The 19,178-nt window shown below is 65.9% G+C and carries 20 protein-coding genes; 11 read left to right on the top strand and 9 right to left on the bottom strand.

The features are described from left to right. Positions 1-9: 9 nt before the first annotated feature. The 3 genes from IEV99_RS16905 to IEV99_RS16895 form a co-directional block, all read right to left on the bottom strand. Positions 10-1,221 carry an NADP-dependent isocitrate dehydrogenase gene (locus IEV99_RS16905; RefSeq protein ID WP_188518906.1) on the bottom strand — a complete coding sequence of 404 codons (1,212 nt, stop codon included), beginning with the start codon at positions 1,219-1,221 and terminating at the stop codon, positions 10-12. 238 nt (positions 1,222-1,459) lie between these two features. Then, positions 1,460-2,110 (bottom strand): TadE family protein, encoded by a 651-nt coding sequence (locus tag IEV99_RS16900; RefSeq protein WP_194483076.1) that lies wholly within the window; start codon positions 2,108-2,110, stop codon positions 1,460-1,462. 35 nt (positions 2,111-2,145) lie between these two features. Further along, positions 2,146-2,640, bottom strand: coding sequence for a TadE/TadG family type IV pilus assembly protein (locus IEV99_RS16895; RefSeq protein ID WP_188518904.1), 495 nt, complete (start codon positions 2,638-2,640; stop codon positions 2,146-2,148). Positions 2,641-2,919: 279 nt separating this feature from the next. On the opposite strand from IEV99_RS16895, the gene IEV99_RS16890 reads away from it, so the two are divergent. From IEV99_RS16890 to IEV99_RS16855, 8 genes are all read left to right on the top strand, one after another. Beyond that, on the top strand, positions 2,920-4,566 hold the full coding sequence (locus IEV99_RS16890; RefSeq protein ID WP_188518903.1) for a TadE/TadG family type IV pilus assembly protein: 1,647 nt from the start codon (positions 2,920-2,922) through the stop codon (positions 4,564-4,566). 104 nt (positions 4,567-4,670) lie between these two features. Next, the gene (locus IEV99_RS16885) at positions 4,671-5,093 is read left to right on the top strand and encodes a TadE family protein (protein WP_188518902.1); all 423 of its coding nucleotides are present in this window, start codon (positions 4,671-4,673) and stop codon (positions 5,091-5,093) included. 7 nt (positions 5,094-5,100) lie between these two features. After that, a complete protein-coding gene (locus IEV99_RS16880) occupies positions 5,101-5,643 on the top strand; it encodes a TadE/TadG family type IV pilus assembly protein (RefSeq protein ID WP_280514677.1) in 543 nt (180 codons plus the stop codon). After that, positions 5,640-6,350 (top strand): TadE/TadG family type IV pilus assembly protein, encoded by a 711-nt coding sequence (locus IEV99_RS16875; RefSeq protein WP_188518900.1) that lies wholly within the window; start codon positions 5,640-5,642, stop codon positions 6,348-6,350. The genes IEV99_RS16880 and IEV99_RS16875 overlap by 4 nt, the downstream gene beginning before the upstream one ends. 85 nt (positions 6,351-6,435) lie before the next feature. After that, positions 6,436-7,278, top strand: a complete 843-nt coding sequence (locus IEV99_RS16870) for an RNA methyltransferase (RefSeq protein ID WP_188518899.1) — start codon at positions 6,436-6,438, stop codon at positions 7,276-7,278. 83 nt (positions 7,279-7,361) lie between these two features. Then, positions 7,362-8,234: a glutamate racemase gene (gene murI / locus IEV99_RS16865; RefSeq protein ID WP_188518898.1), complete on the top strand. Its 873-nt coding sequence runs from the start codon at positions 7,362-7,364 to the stop codon at positions 8,232-8,234. 199 nt (positions 8,235-8,433) lie between these two features. Next, positions 8,434-9,051, top strand: coding sequence for a 30S ribosomal protein S4 (rpsD, locus tag IEV99_RS16860; protein ID WP_188518897.1), 618 nt, complete (start codon positions 8,434-8,436; stop codon positions 9,049-9,051). A 141-nt stretch (positions 9,052-9,192) separates the two neighbouring features. Further along, entirely contained in the window at positions 9,193-9,627 is a 435-nt protein-coding gene (locus IEV99_RS16855; protein WP_188518896.1) for a hypothetical protein, read from the top strand. 26 nt (positions 9,628-9,653) lie between these two features. Here IEV99_RS16855 and IEV99_RS16850 read toward each other — a convergent pair whose 3' ends face one another. Continuing rightward, positions 9,654-10,136, bottom strand: a complete 483-nt coding sequence (locus tag IEV99_RS16850; protein WP_188518895.1) for a hypothetical protein — start codon at positions 10,134-10,136, stop codon at positions 9,654-9,656. A 256-nt stretch (positions 10,137-10,392) separates the two neighbouring features. Between IEV99_RS16850 and IEV99_RS16845 the strand changes: the two genes are divergently transcribed. The 3 genes from IEV99_RS16845 to IEV99_RS16835 all read left to right on the top strand — a co-directional run bounded on the left by IEV99_RS16845 (position 10,393) and on the right by IEV99_RS16835 (position 14,434). Further along, the gene (locus IEV99_RS16845) at positions 10,393-11,070 is read left to right on the top strand and encodes a response regulator transcription factor (protein ID WP_188518894.1); all 678 of its coding nucleotides are present in this window, start codon (positions 10,393-10,395) and stop codon (positions 11,068-11,070) included. Next, a complete protein-coding gene (locus IEV99_RS16840) occupies positions 11,057-12,415 on the top strand; it encodes a sensor histidine kinase (RefSeq protein WP_188518893.1) in 1,359 nt (452 codons plus the stop codon). Before IEV99_RS16845 ends, IEV99_RS16840 begins: the two co-directional genes overlap by 14 nt. A 339-nt stretch (positions 12,416-12,754) precedes the next feature. Beyond that, entirely contained in the window at positions 12,755-14,434 is a 1,680-nt protein-coding gene (locus tag IEV99_RS16835) for an MFS transporter (RefSeq protein WP_188519710.1), read from the top strand. Positions 14,435-14,508: 74 nt separating this feature from the next. On the opposite strand, the gene phoU is transcribed toward IEV99_RS16835, so the two are convergent. From phoU to pstS, 5 genes are all read right to left on the bottom strand, one after another. Then, complete coding sequence (gene phoU / locus IEV99_RS16830) at positions 14,509-15,219, bottom strand: phosphate signaling complex protein PhoU (protein WP_188518892.1); 711 nt, start codon at positions 15,217-15,219, stop codon at positions 14,509-14,511. A gap of 20 nt (positions 15,220-15,239) precedes the next feature. Continuing rightward, on the bottom strand, positions 15,240-16,013 hold the full coding sequence (gene pstB / locus IEV99_RS16825) for a phosphate ABC transporter ATP-binding protein PstB (RefSeq protein WP_188518891.1): 774 nt from the start codon (positions 16,011-16,013) through the stop codon (positions 15,240-15,242). Beyond that, entirely contained in the window at positions 16,013-16,858 is an 846-nt protein-coding gene (gene pstA, locus IEV99_RS16820; RefSeq protein ID WP_188518890.1) for a phosphate ABC transporter permease PstA, read from the bottom strand. The genes pstB and pstA overlap by 1 nt, the downstream gene beginning before the upstream one ends. A 3-nt stretch (positions 16,859-16,861) precedes the next feature. Next, complete coding sequence (gene pstC / locus IEV99_RS16815; RefSeq protein ID WP_188518889.1) at positions 16,862-17,794, bottom strand: phosphate ABC transporter permease subunit PstC; 933 nt, start codon at positions 17,792-17,794, stop codon at positions 16,862-16,864. 196 nt (positions 17,795-17,990) lie between these two features. Continuing rightward, positions 17,991-19,052, bottom strand: a complete 1,062-nt coding sequence (gene pstS, locus IEV99_RS16810) for a phosphate ABC transporter substrate-binding protein PstS (protein WP_188518888.1) — start codon at positions 19,050-19,052, stop codon at positions 17,991-17,993. Positions 19,053-19,178: the final 126 nt, after the last annotated feature.

Below are 19,178 nucleotides of genomic sequence, written 5' to 3'. Positions count from 1 at the left end.
GCGCGGCGCTCAGGCCATCGCGATCTTGAGGTTCTCGTCGATCTTGTCGAGGAAGCCCGTGGTGGAGAGCCACTTCTGGTCGGCGCCGACCAGCAAAGCGAGATCCTTGGTCATGAAGCCGGCCTCGACGGTGTCGACGCAGACCTTCTCGAGGGTGGCCGAGAACTTCGCCAGCTCGGCGTTGCCGTCGAGCTTGGCGCGATGCGCGAGGCCGCGCGTCCAGGCGAAGATCGAGGCGATGGAGTTGGTGGAGGTCTCCTTGCCCTTCTGGTGCTCGCGGTAGTGGCGCGTGACGGTGCCGTGGGCGGCCTCGGCCTCAACGGTCTGGCCGTCCGGCGTCATCAGCACGGAGGTCATCAGGCCGAGCGAGCCGAAGCCCTGCGCGACGATGTCGGACTGCACGTCGCCGTCGTAGTTCTTGCAGGCCCACACGTAGCCGCCGGACCACTTGAGGGCCGAGGCCACCATGTCGTCGATCAGGCGATGCTCGTAGGTGAGGCCGAGCGTGTCGAACTTCGACTTGAACTCGTTCTGGTACACCTCCTCGAAGATGTCCTTGAACCGACCGTCATAGACCTTGAGGATCGTGTTCTTGGTGGAGAGGTAGACCGGGTACTTGCGCATCAGGCCGTAGTTCAGCGACGCGCGGGCGAAGTCGCGGATCGAATCGTCGAGGTTGTACATCGACATCGCGACGCCGGCGCCCGGGAACTTGAACACTTCCTTTTCGATGACCTGCCCGTCGTCGCCCTCGAACTTGATGGTCAGGCGGCCCTTGCCGGGCACCTTGAAGTCCGTGGCGCGGTACTGGTCGCCGAAGGCGTGGCGGCCGACCACGATGGGCTGGGTCCAGCCCGGCACGAGGCGCGGCACGTTCTTGCAGATGATCGGCTCGCGGAAGATCACGCCGCCCAGGATGTTGCGGATGGTGCCGTTGGGCGACTTCCACATGTCCTTGAGGTTGAATTCCTTCACGCGCCCTTCGTCGGGCGTGATGGTGGCGCACTTCACGCCCACGCCGACCTTCTTGATGGCGTGCGCCGAATCGATCGTGACCTGATCGTTGGTGGCGTCGCGGTTCTCCACCGAGAGATCGAAATACTGGAGATCGACGTCAAGATAGGGGTGGATCAGCTTGTCCTTGATGGACTGCCAGATGATCCGGGTCATCTCGTCGCCGTCGAGCTCGACGACCGGGTTCGCCACCTTGATCTTCGCCATCGGGAAAGCCTTTCCTGAACCTGTCCGCTACGCCAGTTTCGACGCGCCCCCGAGCGAGGCCGCCGGTTCGGCGCACCTCATAGCATCGCGACCAAGGGTGGCAAAGCGCGCCTTTGGTGGGGAAGCGCGTGCGGCGAATGGCGGTTGCGCGCGGGCCCTGTCCGCTTCGCAACTGTCGGCGGGAGCACTCGCTTCGGGCGCGCCAGCGAAAACCGCCGGCAGCGCAGCCACAGGAATATCAGGAGCAGATCGTGATATCGCTCGCCACGACATTCACCGGGTTGATCAAAGCCGATGCTTCCGCGCTCATGGTGGCCTGATGTGAGATGTTGATTGCCGGAAGCAGCGCCGCGGCAAAGCGCGGCTTGTAGGCATAGGCGTAACGAATAACGACAAGGTCTGCCGGTCCGACAAGGCCAGGCGGTATCGACACTGTCGCGCCGGCGCCTTGGGTTGGCGAGATGATGGGGTCGCCGCAGCCATACCGTCCCCACGCGAAGCGCGTCCTGGCCGTATAGGCGCAGTTCTGGGTACAGTTGGCCACAGTCGGCGTGAACCTGACTAGAGCTCCATCCCAGGCCAGCCTCGTCCACCACGGACCAGGGGCGTCGCTCACGATCTCTGGAATCATGAGCCTCGCACTGTTCGCCGCTCCGTGGACCAGCAGCCATTGGCCAATGTTTCCTTGACTGTTGACGCCCCCAGCCACGATCTGGGCGGCCGCCCGCGCGGCGTTCTGCACGTGGCGGTCGGTGTTCATGTAGCGAATGAGGTCTGCTGCGCCTAACAGCAGGGTCAGAACAACGGGCAGGATCAACGCAAATTCAACAGCTGCGGATCCGTCTTCGCTCCTGCTTTCGGCATGCTTCATGGGGATGATCCGGCTCATTGTCTGTGTTTCGGGTGTGGGGGCGCAATGATCGCTCAAGGGGCGGGGGGCGGTGGGTTTATGATGGCGGACGCCGCGCTGAGGTGCAGGGCGCGCCTGCCGTTGAAAGAAATCACCGGGGCAGTGATGTAATTTACAAAAACCGGAAACGGATAGCTGAGTTGAATAGCCACCGACTGGCCTAACCCTCCAGTATTGAACGATGAAGATGTCAGAGAGGGCGGTGGCGCATCATCAAACGTCGCCATGGCGTCGACCTGGATATTGATATCTCGACACGTCATGATGCCCGCACTCGGGCATATGAAGCGACTCCGGAACGTCTCCGGATCCATGCCGACCGCGACGCGGGTGCGAATTGCCTCTCCGGCCCGAAACGCCGCGAGATCGAGCGATGCTCCGGCCCAATATGCCGCGCCCATCTCGATGATCATCAGGAACGATGCGACGAGGGGCGTCGCGATTAGGCCGAACTCCACCGCTGTAGACCCGCGTTTGTCGGCTTTGAACCGAAGCCATGTCGATCGCACGTTCAGCTCCTTGGAATGCGGACGTTAGCCAGAACACTCGCATGAATTCGTTTATTGAGCCTTATCGATGCAGAGCACTGACTTTGAGCCAAAAGCTTACATGGAGCCGTCGGCGTCAGAAATTAGAAATCATCTGCCACTTGTGGTGCAACTCTGGGTTGCATTCACTTGGTTCATGAACAATTAAACTTCTTAATACTCCAAAAAATCAGCGATTCATTCTCATTTAAACTGTTTTCGATAGGATGCTGCCCAACGAATACAAACGGGGAAGCATCAGTGACCATCATATCTAAAAAGGACGCGTCGTTCCTGCACGACCAAAGCGGCGCCACGGCCGTCATGTTCGCGCTGGGCGCCGTGCCGCTCATCATCGGCGGCGGGGTCGGCATCGACTATGTGCGCCTGATGACCGCGCGTGCGCGAATGGACACGGCCGCGAACGCCGCCTCGCTGGCCTCGCTCAACATGGCGCGTCACCTGCTGGACGCGAAGTATCGCGGCGTCACCATGAAGGAGGACGAGGTGGCGGCCGCGCAAGCTTCCGTGATCGCCGACGCGGAGGCCGCAGGCCGCGCGGCCTTCGACGCGACGGTTCAGGTCAACGGAAGCGCGGGCGCAAACGTCAGGCCGATCGTGAAGCTCACGATCGTCGACGGCCAGTTCCGCGCCGACGTCACCTATGAGTACGACATGCCGACCACGGTGATGAAGCTGGCCAAAGTCGACACCATGAAGATGGACGGCGTGACGCTGGCCCGCGCGGATCTGCCTCCTCCTCCGCCGCCGCCGCCGCCTCCGCCGCCGCCTCTGCCGCCTCCGCCGCCGACCACCGATTCACCGCCGCCTCCGCCGGGGTATTGCCCGCCGCCGCCGCCGCCGCCTCCGCCGCCGCCGCCGCCCGAGGGGCCGCCGCCGGAGGGGCCGCCTCCGCCGCCTCCGCCCCCACCGCCGCCTCCGCCTCCGCCGCCTCCGCCGCCGCCGCCGCCTCCTCCGCCTGGGCCGCCTCCTCCGCCGCCTCCGCCGACGGTTTGCCCGGACGTGTCTGCGGATTGGCAAACCACGGTCGCCCAGAGTGAATGGAGGTATAAGGACACTTGGCCGGATATCGAACAACCCACTTGGAGAGATGAGTCGGAATCTGTTTTGCCGAAGGCGCCGAACTACGTCAGAAACACGAAAAAAATTAATGCAAAAATCAAAGTCAACGGGTCAACCGTCACGAAGAACGTCGAGATTTGGAAACTCTATGCCTGGCTCTGGAACGCCAGTAAGGATTCGTCGAACCATGATTTCTTCGACAAAACAACCGACAAGGTCGCAGATGGCTACAAGCTCGTCTGGGTCTACAACTGGGTGGAGGCCGTTTACCAGAAGCAGAGCGATTGCGGGCTGAAGAGCTTCAAGAGTCCGATCGTGTTCGACCTGCCGAATCTCGGCGCTATCGCCACGTCGGCGTCGGTTCCGTCCTCGGAGCGTGGGGCCACGGAGGTTACGTTCGACCTCTATGGCGTGGGCGTTCCGGTTCGCACCGAGTGGGTTCTGCCCAAGGGTCAGGCCTTCCTGGTGGACGACCGTGACGGTCGCGCCGCCCAGGACATGTCCGGCAGTCGCCTTTTCGGCGACGACGCCATGCATCGCGACGGGTTCGCCAAGCTGGCGAAGCTCGATCGCAACGGCGATGGCGTGCTCGACGGCGACGAGCTCGACGGACTCGCGCTGTGGACGGACAATGGCGATGGCGTCGTCCAGCCGGGCGAACTGAAATCCGTGCGAGAGTGGCGTGTGAGCGCCATCGACGTCCGGGCTCATTGGACCCAGGACGGAAAGCACCGGCTCGTCTCCAAGGCTGTTGTCGACGGCAAGGAGATCCTGGTCGAGGACGTCTGGTTCTTCGCCGACCTGCGGCCCGTCGCGGCAAGATGAGCGCCGGGCTCTCCAGCCAGCAAAGCCGTCGCCCGGAGTCGTTTCGGCTCCGGGCCGCGGCCCTCGCGAGACGCTTCCGCGACGACGTCGCGGGAGCGATCGCGGTGGAATTCGCCCTGCTGGCGCCGCTGATGTTCGCCCTGATCTTCGTCGTCTTCGAAATCAGCTGGCGCTACTACGTGCAAAGCACGGCCGAGACCGCCGTCGTCGTCCTTGCGGCGCGGCTCGCCGATCCCGCGCGCCGGCTGAGCGACACCGACGCGATCAAGGCGGAGATCTGCGCCAATGCGCGGGTTCTGCCCTGCGGTAAGAACGATACGGGCTTCCGGGTTCAGGTGGTGCAATTGACCGCGACCACGCCGGGCGTGCAATCGCCGGTGCAGGACCGGGTCGCGATTGTACCTGGCCGGGCCAACGTCATCCGGGTCATCCACGAACACGCGTCGATCGCGCCCACGGGAGTCATGAAGACGCTCGGAATGGCCGCCGCGCCCGTGTTCGTCACAGCGGCCTTTTGGGCGCGATGAGGCTTGCATGATTCTTCATCGCTTCCGCCATAATGAACGGGGCTCCGCGGCCGTCGAGGCCGCTCTGATTCTTCCCGTGATCGTCGCCCTGTGCTTTGCGACCGTCGTCCTCGGCGACGCCCTCGTCCAGTATCGGCGGGCCGTCAAGGCCGCAGCGAGTCTGTTGGACGTGGCGGTTGAAATGGGCGTGTCCGATGCGTCGCTCGGCGTCCCGCCGGCCACGCTCGCGCTTCTGGATCACGGCATGAAACTGGCCATGGGCGAGGGGGCTACGGGCGCGAAGCTGATCCTGTCACGCGTCACCCGCACGGACGGCATCGCCCGCATGACCTGGACGACCACGCCAGCGGACCCCGAGGCGGCGCGCGACGCCCCTGTGATCGGACGTCCGCTGCTCAATGGCGAAACCGTTCTGGTCGCGGATGTCGTCGTGGATCGGCGCCTGCCCATCAACCTTTTCGGCGGCCGGATCGCCTTTCGAACCCGCTTCTTGCTTTCCCCCAGCGCTCGCAACATCGATGCCCGATCGGGGCCAAGGTGGACATCATGATCAATGCTCAGACGCTTCGTCCGCGCGCCCGGACCTTGTTTCGCCGTTTCGCCCAAAACGAAAGCGGCGCCTACGCACCTCTGTTCGCGGTGCTGGCCGTACCGCTGATCGGCGGCGTCGGGCTTGGGGTCGACACCCTGCGGTTCCAGAACGCGCAGGCGGCCCTTGTCCAAAGCGTGGAGCTGACCTGCAAGCGCGCGGCCAGCGGCGACCAGTTGTTGTACCCGCGCATGAGCGACCGCGTGGACCAGGCGCGCAACTTCGCCAGCCAAGCCCTGGCCAACAAAGCGCTGGATGCGAATGGGACCCAAATCCAGATCACGACGGACGGCGAGGCCATCAAGGTCGAGGGCCGGACCACCGTGAAGATGACGCTGATGGCGTTGATCGGTCCCGCGACGCGCTCCGCGGGTTCGTCCAGCACGTGCAAACCCAACAACGCAGCCCTGACGGCGAACTGCAAGGACGCAAACACCGTGGTCGGCGACCTTGGGGTGACATTGATCGACGCGTATGATCTGCGCAGCAAGGCCAGCGACTTCGTGGTGACCCGCTTCAATGTCAAGAACGAGATGACGGAGCGCCTGCTGATCGGCAAGAAGCGGGACATCACCCGCATCAAGTTCAAGAACGTGAAGAAGGGCGACTACGCGACAGTGCAGGAGCTCGACGCCGACGGCGCGATCCCGGCCGCCTGCAACACCTGACAGCGCAACGCCACATAAACGGGCTCCCCATACGGCCCGGTGATCCTGTAAGGCTGCGCGTTGACGCCGCCTTGCGAGATTGATCATGCCCGGAGCCGGAACCGACCACACGCGCGCCGCCCTTTCGGGAGGGCCGGCGATCATCCTGGTGGAGCCGCAACTCGGCGAAAACGTTGGCATGGCGGCGCGCGCCATGGCGAATTTCGGGCTTACCGAGATGCGGCTGGTGCGGCCGCGCGAGCGCTGGCTGAACCAGAAGACCCGCGCGGCGGCGGCCGGCGCGGAGGCGCTGCTGGACGGCGCGCAGATCTTCGACACGCTGCGCGACGCGGTGGCGGACCTCCACTTCACCTATGCGACCACGGCGCGCGAGCGCGGGCAGGGCAAGGACGTGGTGGGGCCGGCCCAGGCCGGGCCGATCCTGCGCGGGCGCGTGGCCGACGGGCAGAAGGTGGGCGTCATCTTCGGGCGCGAGCGGACCGGGCTCGAGAACGACGACATCGCGCTGGCGGACGCGATCCTGACCTATCCGGTGAACCCGGCCTATGCGTCGCTCAACCTCTCGCAGGCCGTGCTGCTGGCCGGCTACGCCTGGATGGCGGGCGCGGAGGCGCCGCTGCCGTTCGAGCGCAAGGAGAAGTGGGGCCCGGCCAGCCGCGACATGGTGCTGAGCTTCTTCGATTACCTGGAAGACCAGCTCGAGGCGCGGGGTTTCTTTCGCCCGCCACACAAGCGGCCGGTGATGAGCCGCAACCTGCGCAACATTTTTCACCGCGTCGGCCTCTCCGAGCAGGACGTGCGAACGCTGCGCGGCATGGTGGTGCGGCTGGTGGAAGGCCCGCGCGAACCGCAGACCAAGAAACGCCGCGGCCCGAAGCAGACGCCCAAGGGCACGAAGCCGGGCACGCCGGAGGCGCGGGGCGAGTAGGGGAGGCGCGCGCCCTCGCGCTCTTCGTTACCGGCCGTTAACCCGCTGGGGTTGTACTGGCGTCACCATTCAGCGTGAGCGCCATGCGGGTCGATCTTTGGGCGGGAATTCAGTATGACGGCGCGGCCATGTCCCCGCCGCGCGCGCCCGTCATTCTCGTGTTCGATTCCGGCCTGGGCGGCCTGACGGTATATCGCGAGATCCTGAAAGCGCGGCCTGACGCCCGCTTCGTGTATGCTGCCGACGACGCAGCCTTCCCGTATGGACGGCTGGACGAACGCGCGCTGGTGAGCCGCGTGGTCGCCGTGATGGAGCGGCTGGTGGCGCTGCATGCGCCCGACATCGTCGTGATCGCGTGCAACACGGCCTCCACGCTGGTGCTGCCGGCGCTGCGGGCGCGCTTTCCGATTCCGTTCGTCGGCACGGTGCCGGCCATCAAGCCCGCCGCCGAGCGGTCGCGCACGCGCCATGTCGCCGTGCTGGCGACGCCCGGCACCGTGAAGCGGGACTACACGCAGGCGCTGATCGCGGAGTTTGCCGGCGATTGCCGGGTGACGCTGGTGGGCTCCACGCGCCTGGCCGGCATGGCGGAAGCTTTTTTGCGCGGCGAGGCCGTGGACGACGCCGCGCTGGCGGCCGAGATCGCGCCGTGCTTTCCGGCTGGCGAGCCGCGCACCGACGTGGTGGTGCTGGGCTGCACCCATTATCCGCTGCTCCTGCCGCACTTCGAGGCGCTGGCGCCGTGGCCCGTCGCCTGGATCGACCCCGCGCCCGCCATCGCGCGGCGGGTGGTGCAGCTCATCGGCGCGCCCCTGTTGGCGCATGAGGGCGACGAGGACGCCACCATGCTGTTCACCGGCGGAGCGGGGCTCACGCCGGCGCTGGGGCGGGCGCTGGAGGCGTTCGGGCTCGGCCGCGTCGACGTCGAGGCCATGCCGCTGGCCGTCTCCGCCTAGGGCGAGCGCCGCGCCGGTTTGACACCGGCCCGCCCATTCTGTATCAGCACCCCCGTAGCGCGGGCCGGGTTTCGGCCCGCGTTGCATTTGACGCACCCGTGGCCCCGCGCGAACGCTCGCAAGGGGCCTGTCGGTTCGGCCGCAAGCCGGAAAGAGGAGGGCGCGTTCCTCAAGCAACACCAACAAAAGAGGAACCGCGATGACAAAGCGCGTTCAGGCCAAATACAAGATCGATCGTCGTCTCGGCCAGAACATCTGGGGCCGTCCGAAGAGCCCCGTGAATCGCCGCGAATACGGCCCCGGCCAGCATGGCCAGCGCCGCAAGGGCAAGATGTCCGACTTCGGCACGCAGCTGCGCGCCAAGCAGAAGCTCAAGGGCTACTACGGCAACATCTCCGAGAAGCAGTTCCGCAAGTACTACGAGGAGGCGATCCGCCTGAAGGGCGACTCCGGCGAGAACCTGATCGGCCTGCTCGAGCGTCGCCTCGACGCGGTGGTGTACCGCTCCAAGTTCGTCGCGACCCCCTTCGCGGCCCGCCAGTTCGTGAACCACGGCCATGTCCGGGTGAACGGCCGTCGCGTCAACATCGCGTCCTACCAGGTCAAGGTCGGCGACGTGGTCGAGGTGAAGGACGCCTCCAAGCAGCTCGCCATCGTGCTCGAAGCCTCGCAGCTTCCCGAGCGTGACGTGCCGGACTACATCGAGGTCGACCACTCCAAGATGACCGCCAAGATGTCGCGCGTGCCCGGCCTCGCCGAGGTGCCGTACGCGGTGCAGATGGAGCCGAACCTGGTCGTCGAGTTCTACTCGCGCTGATCGGTTTCCAGACCGCCAGACTTACGAAGGGTCGCCGAAAGGCGGCCCTTTTTGCTTGAAGGCGACAATTTTACGCGACGGATCCACGCTGTTTCAAAGCTGCTCCATTACACCACCGGGCGATTGCACTGGAGCTGCCCCATGTTTGTCGCGCGCCTTCGCGGTTGCAAGATCTCGGCCATGGCGTGCGCCATCGGATTGCTTGTGTGCTCGTCCGCCCATGCGGATGAAGACTGCCCGGACCTGACCTCGGACCTGCGCGGCATGACGCTGAAGTACCAGCGCATCATGGTGGACCTGCAGGACGCACGGCGCGGCCTCGCCTACCTGCCGCGCGGCGAAGAGGCGGTGCTGCGCGCGGTGGGCCGGTTCTCGAGCCTCTCGATGGCGGCGCGCGCTGAGCGGGAGCGGATCCTGGCGCTCTACCGCGTGGCGGTCGCCAAGGAATGCCGCCAGTTCGAGACATCCAGCCTGGAGCAGACCGCGGATCTGTTCGCGCGCTCCACGAGCGGCGAGGACGAAACCCTGACCGGCACGCGGCGCGTGCTCTCGGGCCTCGCGTCCGTGGTGAAGTAACGGCGGCCCGCCACGCGCCGACGCGCTCAGAAGCGCTGGATCTCGGGCGCTGCCGATCCCTGAAATTCGAGGTTGTAGCGCGCGCCAGCGGCGTCTACCGCCTGGCAGGCGAGCTTGCCGGCCGCGCCGGGCTCCAGCTTGCAGGAGCCCTTCGCGTCGACGTGAGGCGCATTCGGGTCGGACCCCACGTAAACGCGCGAAATCGGCAGGTCGGCGAGCGGGGCCGCATCGCTCTGCGCGCCTTCGCCCACGAAGGTGAGCGCGGACTTGCCGTCCGCCATGCCGATCATCACGAGCGTGCGCTGGTTCTTCAACCGGGTGACGAGGACGCCGCCGCGTTGCGCGCAGGCGGCGGGCTTGCCGGCCACGATCATCGCCGTGCAACGACCCTGGAGCGCCGCGATAATGTCGAGTTTAACCTCGTCGGAGCCGCGGGCGGGCTGCCAGGCCGCCAGACTTGCCGAGCCCATGGCCAACACGGCTGCCGCCGTTGAGGCGAGGGTCTTCATGATCGTGATCCTTCCGGAAACGTGTGTGTGAGCCCCTGATATGTGGACCGATTCTCTCCCGCGCTGCATCGTCAAGGCAAAGCTCTCCGAGTTGTCCCCGCCCAAGCGTGCGCAACAGTGTCGGCGCAACCACAGATGGGTTTCGACAGCCAGCGCCCGAAGGCGGGGCGGCGTCCGTGCGACCGCGCACAACGCTCGTCGCCCTGCGCTCCGGATGTGTTAGGACAACGCAGAACTTGCCTTGGAGTGGCGCCCCATGAAGCTGCTTGTGATCGAAGACGACATCGAAATGGCCGAAGACGTCGCCAGCCGGCTGCGTGATCTCGGACACAAGGTCGAAGTCGTGGGCGACGGCCGACAAGGTCTCGCAGCCGCCTTCGCGGACGCCTACGACGTCCTGGTGGTGGACCGCATGCTGCCGACCATGGACGGGCTCTCGCTGGTTCGCACGCTGCGCAAGGACGACGTACGCACGCCGGTGCTGTTTCTCACCACGATGGCGGGCATCGACGACCGCGTCGAGGGCCTGGAGGCCGGCGGCGACGACTATCTGGTGAAGCCGTTCGCGCCGGCCGAGCTCGTCGCGCGGGTCAACGCCCTGGGTCGGCGGGCCAAGCTCCCCGGCGTCGATACGGTGCTGCGGGTCGCCGATCTCGAGATCGACTTGGTGAAGCGCACCGTGGTGCGGGCCGGGCAGCGGATCGAGCTGCAGCCGCGCGAATTCCAGCTGCTGGAGTTCCTGATGCGGCACGCCGGGCAGGTGGTGACGCGCACCATGCTGCTGGAGAACGTGTGGGACTTCCACTTCGACCCGCAGACCAACATCGTCGAGACTCATATCAGCCGCCTGCGCAGCAAGGTGGACCGGGATTTTCACGGCATGCTGATCCAGACGATACGTGGGGCCGGATACCTGCTCCGTGACCCTGCCTAGGTTCGTTCGCACAGCGGCCTTCCGGCTCGCGATCCTGTATGCGGCGATCTTCAGCTTCTCGACCTTTGCGCTGTTCGCCTTCACGTATTGGCGGGTTCAGGCCTACGGGGCCGACCAGATGCGGGCCTCGCTGGGCGTCGAGGTCGCGGCTTTGCTGGAAGAGCATCGGCGCGCCGGCCTGGACAGGCTGCGCGAGGAGGTGGAGGGGCGAGCCAACGCGGCCGAGTCGCGATCGAGCTTCTACCTGCTGCAGAACCCTGCGGGCGAACGCCTGGCCGGCAACATCCCGCCCGCGGAGGCGCTGGAGGGCCTTTACGAGCGTCGCACCTCTTCGATTCACGGCGGTCGCCAGTCCGGCGGCCCGGCCGTGGCTTTGTTTCGCGGCGCCGTGCTGCCGTCCGGCGACTATCTGGCGGTGGGCCGGGTGCTGGACGACCTCGGCGACCTGAACACGCTGGTGCTGCGCGCCTTTGTGGGCTCGCTGGCCGTGACGGCGCTTCTCGCCCTCGCGGGAGGGGTGCTGCTCGGAGCCGGTTTCGTCCGGCGCCTCGAGGCGATCAACCGCACGGCTCACCGCATCGTCGGCGGGCACCTGTCCGAGCGCATCCCGCTGCAGGGCGCCGACGACGAGCTCGACCAGCTGTCGGGCAACCTCAACGCCATGCTGGACCGGATCCAGGACCTCATGGAAAGCATGAGGCAGGTCTCCAACGACGTGGCGCACGATCTCAGGACGCCGCTCGCGCATCTTCGCCGGCGGCTCGAGCGCATGTTGCAGAAGACGCAGGATTCCGCGCTGCAAGACGACGCCGAGGCGGCGCTGGAGGAGATCGACAGCATCCTGGGCACGTTCCAGGCGCTGCTGCGGATCGCCCAGATCGAAACGGGCTCACGGCGCGCGGGCTTTCGCGCCTATGACCTGTCGGGCGTGTTCGAGACCATTTGCGACGCCTATGGGGCGGTGGCGGAAGATCGGCAGCAGCGCTTCATATCCAAGGTGGAAGCCGGCGTGCCGCATGTCGGCGATCGCGAGTTGATGACGCAGATGCTCGCCAACCTGGTCGAGAATGCATTGCGGCACTCCCCGGCGGGCGCGACCGTTTCGGTGGAGTTGCGCCGGGGACCGGGCGGGCGGCCCGTCGGCTTGGTGAGCGACGATGGCCCCGGCGTGCCCGAGGCCGAACGCGACAAGGTGTTCCGGCGCTTCTACCGGCTCGAGCGCAATCGAACCACGTCCGGCAACGGGCTCGGCCTCAGCCTCGTGGCGGCGGTCGCCGAGCTGCACGACATCAAGCTCAAGCTCGAAGACAATCTTCCCGGGTTGCGGGTCCAAATGCTCTTCTAGGACGCAAGAAAGTCACGTCGGATCATTGCGGTTGGACGAACCGAGACTGTAGTTTAAGTCTACTGCATTGTACGCCGGTTTCGTGTAAAAATTTATCACGCGTTCCATTTGTTATTCCATTGTCTAAAGCAACGCCGCTTCTCGCTGCCTTGAAGATGTCCAGCGTCAGCTCCACCTCCGGGCGAGGCTCCTCGATCGAGGAGTCATGATCATGGCCGGGGGAGGCGGGCCGTCGCATGGGGATGCGGCGCAACGCACTGCTCTCTCGCCGGCGCGTGGGAGGGAATGACCATGACCATGCAGGCGACTGCCGCCGTGGCGGTGGACCGCAAGAGGCCGATGACGCGCGAGGAGAAACGCGTGATCCTGGCCTCATCGGCGGGCACGATTTTCGAATGGTATGATTTCTACCTCTATGGATCGCTGGCCGCGATCATCGGGGCGCAGTTCTTTTCCGCCTTTCCGGAGGCGACCCGGAACGTCTTCGCGTTGCTGGCCTTCGCGGCGGGCTTTCTGGTGCGCCCCTTCGGCGCCCTGGTGTTCGGGCGGCTGGGAGACCTCGTCGGCCGCAAATACACCTTCCTGATGACCATCCTGATCATGGGCGTCTCGACCTTCGTGGTCGGCCTGCTGCCTGGCTACGAGACGATTGGCTGGCTCGCGCCCGTGATCCTGATCGCGCTGCGCATGCTGCAGGGCCTGGCGCTGGGCGGCGAGTATGGCGGCGCGGTGGTGTATGTGGCCGAGCACGCGCCGCAGGGCCGGCGCGGCTTCTTCACGTCGTGGATCCAGACCACCGCGACCCTCGGCCTGCTGCTGTCGCTGATGGTGATCCTGGCGGTGCGCAGCTGGACCGGCGAGCAGGCCTTCGCGGCCTGGGGCTGGCGGATCCCCTTCCTTCTCTCGATCTTCCTGCTCGGCATCTCGGTCTGGATCCGGCTCCAGATGGAGGAGAGCCCGGCGTTCAAGAAGATGAAGGAGGAGGGCGCCCTCTCCAAGGCTCCGCTGTCTGAAGCATTCGGACAGTGGAAGAACGCGCGCTTCGCGCTGATCGCGCTGTTCGGGCTCGTCGCCGGCCAGGCGGTAGTCTGGTACACGGGCCAGTTCTACGCGCTGTTCTTCCTGCAGAACATTCTGCGGGTGGACATGTTCACCGCGAACGTTCTGATCGCGTGGTCGCTGATCCTCGGAACCGCCGGCTTCGTGATCTTTGGCTCCCTTTCGGACCGGATCGGCCGCAAGCCGATCATCCTGACGGGCTGCCTGCTCGCGGCGCTGACCTATTTCCCGATCTTCGGGTTCATCACCCAGACCGCGAACCCAATGCTCGACAAGGCCCAGAAGGCGACCAAGGTCGTGGTGCTGGCCGACATGGAGCAGTGCTCGTTCCAGTTCAACCCGACGGGCACGTCCAAGTTCACGAGCTCGTGCGACATCGCCAAGGCGCTGCTCGCCCGCAGCTCCGTGAGCTACTCGGTGCAGGAGGCGCCGGCTGGATCGATGACCAAGATTCGCATCGGCGACAAGGAGGTGGCGTCCTATGACGCGGCCGCGCTGACCGGCGACCAGGTGAAGACGGTGCCGGCGGCGTTCACCAAGTCCGTGAACGAGGCGCTTGGAGCGGCGGGCTACCCGGTCCCTGGCGTCGCCAACGCCGACATCGTGAAGATGTCGGGCTTCTTCGACCTTTTCCGCGGGCAGTTGATCCTGCTCGTGGTTGCGCTCACCTACCTGGTGGTGCTGGTGACCATGGTGTACGGCCCGATCGCGGCGGCGCTCGTGGAGCTCTTCCCGACCCGCATCCGCTACACCGGCATGTCGCTGCCCTACCATATCGGCAACGGCTGGTTTGGCGGGCTGATGCCGGCGACCGCCTTCGCGATGATCGCCCAGTCCGGCGACATCTATTTCGGCCTCTGGTACCCGATCGTGATCGCGCTCGGCACCTTCGTGATCGGCATGCTGTTCGTGCCCGAGAACAAGGACCGGGACATCTTCGTGGATGACAAGGCGGCCTGATCACGGCCACTGACCCAACGAGAAGGGCCGGCGCGCAAGCTGCCGGCCCTTTTTCGTGCGGGAAGCGTCGGGCCTTACTGGCCGGCCTGGACCGAAAGCTCGTTCTCGTCGCCCCGGGGCCGGTCCACCGCGAGGCTTTCGCCGGTGACGAGGTAGTAGACCGTCTCGGCGATGTTGGTGGCGTGGTCGCCGATGCGCTCCACGTTCTTGGCGCCGAACAGAAGATGCGTGCAGAAGCTGATGTTGCGCGGATCTTCCATCATGTAGGTGAGCAACTCGCGGAACAGCGAGGTGTAGAGGTTGTCGATCTCGCCGTCGCGCTGCCACACGGCGAGCGCCGCCTGGGCGTCGCGCTGCGTGTAGGCGTCGATCACGCTCTTGAACTGGTTCAGCGCCATCAGGCTCATGTTGCCGATGCCCGCGAGCAGCTTCTGGGGTGGGAACTGGCCCTCCATCGCGAGAATGCGCTTGGCGATGTTCTTGACGAGGTCGCCGACGCGCTCGAGGTCGTTGGCGATGCGGATGGTCGCGATGACGTCACGCAGGTCCACCGCCATGGGCTGGCGGCGAGCGATGGTGAGTATCGCTTTCTCCTCCACCTCGCGCTGAAGCCGATCGAGCGTGGGGTCGGCCGCGATGATCTTCTGGGCCAGGCGGATGTCCTGCTTGGCCAGCGCATCGATGGCGTCCGATTGCATCTTCTCGGCGAGGCCGCCCATCTCGGCGATGGTGCGCTGCAGCTCCTTCAGCTCGAGATCGAAGGCGGCGACGGTGTGATTGGCCATGGTGATGTCCTCGTCGTCGATCAGCCGAAACGGCCCGTGATGTAGTCCTGCGTGGCCTTCTGCTTCGGCGCGGTGAAGATCTTGTCCGTCTCGTCGAACTCGACTAGGTCGCCCAGATACATGAAGGCCGTATAGTCGGACACGCGCGCCGCCTGCTGCATGTTGTGGGTGACGATCGCGATGGTGTAGTGCGCCTTCAGCTCGTCGATCAACTCCTCGACCTTGGCGGTGGAGATCGGGTCCAGCGCCGAGCAGGGCTCGTCGAACAGGATCACCTCCGGCTTCACCGCCACCGAACGGGCGATGCACAGGCGCTGCTGCTGGCCGCCCGAGAGGCTGAGGCCGGAAGCGGCGAGCTTGTCCTTGACCTCGTCCCACAAGGCCGCGCCGCGCAGCGCCTGCTCGACGCGGCCATCCATTTCGCTCTTGGGCAGGTTCTCGTAGAGGCGGATGCCGAACGCGATGTTCTCGTAGATCGACATCGGGAAGGGCGTCGGCTTCTGGAACACCATGCCGATGCGGGCGCGCAGGAGGTTGAGGTCCTGCCTGGGGTCGAGGATGTTCTCGCCGTCCATCAGCACTTCGCCCTCGGCGCGTTGCTTGGGGTAGAGGTCGTACATGCGGTTCAGCACGCGCAGCAGCGTGGACTTGCCGCAGCCGGACGGGCCGATGAAGGCCGTGACCTTGCGGTCATAAAGCGGCAGGTTGACGCCCTTGAGAGCGAGGTTGGCGCCGTAGAAGAACTTCAGGTCCTTGACGCTGATCTTTTCGGGCAGGGCGTTCGCGGCTGGCATCAGGAGGTCCTCGACGAGGAAAGGCTGCGGGCCGTGATGCTGAGCACGAGCACCGTCATGGTGATGATGATCGCGCCCGCCCAGGCGAGGCTCTGCGAGTCCTTGTACGGGCTCGAGGCGAACTGGAAGATCACGTAGGGCAGGTTGGACATGGGCCGGGTCATGTCCCACGAGAAGAACTGGTTGTTCAGCGCCGTGAACAGCAGCGGCGCGGTCTCGCCGCTGATGCGCGCCACCGCGAGCAGGATGCCGGTGACGATGCCCGAGCGGGCGGCCGAATAGATCACCTTGCGGATCACCAGCGAGCGCGTCATGCCGAGCGCATAGGAGGCCTCGCGCAGGGCCGTGGGCACCAGCCGCAGCATGTCCTCCGTGGTGCGCAGCACGACCGGGATCACGATCACGCCCAGCGCCAGCCCGCCCGCGATGCCCGAGAAGCGCCCGACCGGCTCCACCGCGACCGTGTAGATGAAGAGGCCGATCACGATGGAGGGCGCGCTCAGCAGGATGTCGTTGATGAAGCGGACCACGCTGGCGAGGCGCGATCCAGCGCTGTACTCGGCCAGCCAGGTGCCCGCCATGATGCCGAGCGGCGCGCCGACCAGGACGCCCAGCACGGTCATCATCAGCGAGCCCATGATGGCGTTGAGCAGGCCGCCGGCGCTGCCGGGCGGCGGCGTCATTTCGGTGAACACGCGCGGGCTGAGGCTGGTGAGGCCGTTCCAGAGCAGCGAGCCCAGGATGAGACAGAGCATGCCGAGGCCCAGCACCGTGGCGGCGACCGAGAGCGCCATCCAGACGGAGTTGGTGGCGGCTCGGCCGCGGTATTTGGATGTGTCCTTCATGACTCAGGCTCCCGCCCGGCGTTCGAGGCGCATCAGCATCAGCCGGGCGCATGACAGCACCACGAAGGTGACCAGAAACAGCAGCAGGCCGAGCGTCATCAGCGACGAGGTGTAGAGACCGGGCTCCGCCTCGCCGAACTGGTTGGCGATGGTGGCCGAGATGGTGGTGCCGGGATCCAGCAGGTTGGCCGAGATGCGGTTGGCGTTGCCGACCACGAAGGTGACCGCCATGGTTTCGCCCAGCGCGCGGCCCAGCGCCAACATGACGCCGCCGATGATGCCCACGCGGGTGAACGGGATGATGACGTTCTTGATTACCTCCCAGCGCGTGCAGCCCAGGCCATAGGCGGATTCCTTGAGCATCGGCGGGACGGTGTCGAACACGTCGCGGGTGATCGACGAGATGAAGGGCAGCACCATGATGGCCAGCACCAGGCCGGCGGTGAACAGCGACAGGCCCGAGCCCAGCACCGACTGCAGGAAGGGGTTGAGAACGAAGAAGCCCCACATGCCGTAGATGATCGACGGGATGCCGGCGAGCAGCTCGATTGCGATGCCGACGGGTCGGCGCAGGGCCGGCGGGCACAGCTCGGTGAGGAAGATGGCCACGCCGATCCCGACCGGCACGGCGATCAGCATGGCGATCGCCGAGGTGACGAGCGTGCCGTAGATGGAGGGCGCCGCTCCGAACTTCTCCAGTGGCGGGTTCCAGGACTGCGAGGTCAGGAACGAGAAGCCGTAGGCGCGCAAAGTCGGCAAGGAGCCGATGATGAGCGACAGGATCACGCCCGAGAGGATCAGGAGCACCGTCATGGCGCTGAGGCGCGCGAGGGCCCCGAACACGGCGTCCGACAGCTTGAAGCGGGAGAGCGCCTTCAGCCGGCTGTCAGCCGCCGGGGTCTCCGCGTGGGTGGCCTGCATGGCGAGATCAACCATCGGTGCGCCTCTTCGGGGCGGTTGCTTCGAAGCGTTGTCGGACAGTTGCCCGACGGCTCAACCTCTCGGCGTCATCCCCGGCGGCGCGAAGCGCCGGGAAGGGGATCCAGCGGGACCTTCGCCCAGCTTACTGGATCCCCTTCCCGATCCGCTGCGCGGATCGCCGGGGATGACGGACGAGAGGTGGTGAAGTCGGTTAGTGACCGGCGGTGAAGAGCGGCTTGCCGGCCGTATCCTTGATGTTGTCCGCCCATGTCTTCTCGACCATCGTGACGACCGCGTCGGGCATCGGGATGTAGTCGAGTTCCTCGGCGGCCTTGTCGCCCTTCTTAAAGGCCCAGTCGAAGAACTTCAGCGCGTCCGTGGCGGCGGCCGGATCGGCCGGCTGCTTGTGGATCAGGATAAAGGTCGCGGCCGTCATCGGCCAGCTGTCGGCGCCCTTCTGGTTCGACAGGATAACGCCGTAGCCGGGGGCGCTCGACCAGTCCGCGTTGGCGGCGGCGGCCATGAACGACTTCAGCTCGGGCCCGACCGTCTTGCCGTCGGCGTTGACCATCTTGGCGTGCGAGAGCTTGTTCTGCTTGGCGTAGGCGTATTCGACGTAGCCGATGGCGCCCTTGGACTGCATCACGTTGTTGGCGACGCCGTCATTGCCCTTGGCGCCGACGCCGACGGGCCATTCCACGGCGGTGGACACGCCGACCTTGGTTTTCCAGTCGGGGCTCACCTTGGCGAGGTAATCGGTGAAGTTGAAGGTCGTGCCCGAGCCGTCGGCGCGGCGCACCACCAAGATGTTGCTGTCGGGCAGCTTCAGGCCGGCGTTGAGCTTGGCGATGGCCGGGTCGTTCCAGGTCTTCACGGTTCCCATGAAGATGTTGGCGAGCGTCGGGCCATCGAGCACGAGCTCGCCGGGGGCGACGCCCTCGAGGTTCACGACCGGCACGATGCCGCCCATCACCATCGGGAACTGCACGAGGCCGCTCTTTTCGAGGTCCGCGCCCTTGAGCGGCGCGTCGGTGGCGCCGAAGGTCACGGTCTTGGCCTGGATCTGCTTCACGCCGCCGCCGGACCCGATCGACTGGTAGTTCAGGCCGACGCCGGTCTCGTTCTTGTAGGCGTCAGCCCACTTTGCATAAACCGGGTACGGGAAGGTCGCGCCGGCGCCGGTGATGTCGGCCGCGAGCGCGGGAGCCGCAGCCGCCGCGAAGGCGAGGCCGGCGGCCGCGAAAAGGGTCTTGGTCTTGGTCGCGAGGGTCATGACGACTCTCCATGTCGGACGTGGGGAGGGGCCGCGCGTCCTGCGCCGCCGCGCCTCCATCGCGACCCCGGGGGCCGCGACGCCCTTTCGCTATGACATGGACATGACAGGTGGATGACAGGCGCG

This window comes from Alsobacter metallidurans (genome assembly GCF_014636935.1).
Taxonomy (GTDB): Bacteria; Pseudomonadota; Alphaproteobacteria; order Rhizobiales; family Beijerinckiaceae; genus Alsobacter; species Alsobacter metallidurans.
The sequence above is the reverse complement of the archived record's forward strand: the minus strand, read 5'-3'. Positions and strand labels throughout refer to the sequence as shown.

What these genes read in the sequence shown, in the direction of transcription:
- IEV99_RS16905 (WP_188518906.1), bottom strand. Translation starts at nt 1,221, where the DNA reads ATGGCGAAGATCAAGGTGGCGAACCCGGTCGTCGAGCTCGACGGCGAC.
- IEV99_RS16900 (WP_194483076.1), bottom strand. Translation starts at nt 2,110, where the DNA reads ATGAGCCGGATCATCCCCATGAAGCATGCCGAAAGCAGGAGCGAAGAC.
- IEV99_RS16880 (WP_280514677.1), top strand. Translation starts at nt 5,101, where the DNA reads ATGATTCTTCATCGCTTCCGCCATAATGAACGGGGCTCCGCGGCCGTC.
- IEV99_RS16875 (WP_188518900.1), top strand. Translation starts at nt 5,640, where the DNA reads ATGATCAATGCTCAGACGCTTCGTCCGCGCGCCCGGACCTTGTTTCGC.
- IEV99_RS16870 (WP_188518899.1), top strand. Translation starts at nt 6,436, where the DNA reads ATGCCCGGAGCCGGAACCGACCACACGCGCGCCGCCCTTTCGGGAGGG.
- murI (WP_188518898.1), top strand. Translation starts at nt 7,362, where the DNA reads ATGCGGGTCGATCTTTGGGCGGGAATTCAGTATGACGGCGCGGCCATG.
- rpsD (WP_188518897.1), top strand. Translation starts at nt 8,434, where the DNA reads ATGACAAAGCGCGTTCAGGCCAAATACAAGATCGATCGTCGTCTCGGC.
- IEV99_RS16855 (WP_188518896.1), top strand. Translation starts at nt 9,193, where the DNA reads ATGTTTGTCGCGCGCCTTCGCGGTTGCAAGATCTCGGCCATGGCGTGC.
- IEV99_RS16850 (WP_188518895.1), bottom strand. Translation starts at nt 10,136, where the DNA reads ATGAAGACCCTCGCCTCAACGGCGGCAGCCGTGTTGGCCATGGGCTCG.
- IEV99_RS16845 (WP_188518894.1), top strand. Translation starts at nt 10,393, where the DNA reads ATGAAGCTGCTTGTGATCGAAGACGACATCGAAATGGCCGAAGACGTC.
- IEV99_RS16835 (WP_188519710.1), top strand. Translation starts at nt 12,755, where the DNA reads ATGACGCGCGAGGAGAAACGCGTGATCCTGGCCTCATCGGCGGGCACG.
- phoU (WP_188518892.1), bottom strand. Translation starts at nt 15,219, where the DNA reads ATGGCCAATCACACCGTCGCCGCCTTCGATCTCGAGCTGAAGGAGCTG.
- pstB (WP_188518891.1), bottom strand. Translation starts at nt 16,013, where the DNA reads ATGCCAGCCGCGAACGCCCTGCCCGAAAAGATCAGCGTCAAGGACCTG.
- pstA (WP_188518890.1), bottom strand. Translation starts at nt 16,858, where the DNA reads ATGAAGGACACATCCAAATACCGCGGCCGAGCCGCCACCAACTCCGTC.
- pstC (WP_188518889.1), bottom strand. Translation starts at nt 17,794, where the DNA reads ATGGTTGATCTCGCCATGCAGGCCACCCACGCGGAGACCCCGGCGGCT.
- pstS (WP_188518888.1), bottom strand. Translation starts at nt 19,052, where the DNA reads ATGACCCTCGCGACCAAGACCAAGACCCTTTTCGCGGCCGCCGGCCTC.